Consider the following 556-nt stretch of genomic DNA (forward strand, 5'->3'; position numbering starts at 1 on the left):
CGTTTCAGGAGGAACTGCACCATACACTTATTCATGGTCTCCATCCGGAGGAACTGCTGCTACGGCAACAGGATTAGTTGCGGGTACTTATACAGTGACTGTTACTGATATTAACGGATGTACCTTATCAAGAACATTTACCATTACCCAACCAGCTTCTACAGTGAGTGGAACCACGGTAGTAACGAATATAGCATGTAACGGAGGTTCTACCGGAGCCATCAACTTAACACCAGCAGGAGGGACGGCACCTTACACTTTCAACTGGGGTGGTGGTGTGACCACGGAAGACCGAGCCGGTCTTGCAGCGGGAACATATACGGTAATCATCACCGATGTTAACGGATGTACCGCAACGGTAAATGCTACGGTAACCCAACCAGCATCTGCAGTGAGTGGAACAACGGTAGTGACGAATATAGCCTGTAACGGAGGTTTTACCGGAGCCATTAACTTAACACCAGCAGGAGGAACGGCACCTTACACTTTTAACTGGGGTGGTGGAATCACGACAGAAGACCGAACCGGTCTTGCAGCGGGAACGTATACAGTAATT

1 protein-coding gene is annotated in these 556 nt (G+C 48.9%); it reads left to right on the forward strand.

Features of this window, described 5'->3' with window-relative positions; all coding sequences use genetic code 11:
- On the forward strand, positions 1–556 hold a 556-nt coding region (locus tag AC2A07_RS19725; protein ID WP_484051804.1), incomplete at both ends, for a SprB repeat-containing protein.

The sequence above is a fragment of the Chryseobacterium sp. HNCC26DJ238 genome, assembly GCF_057180465.1.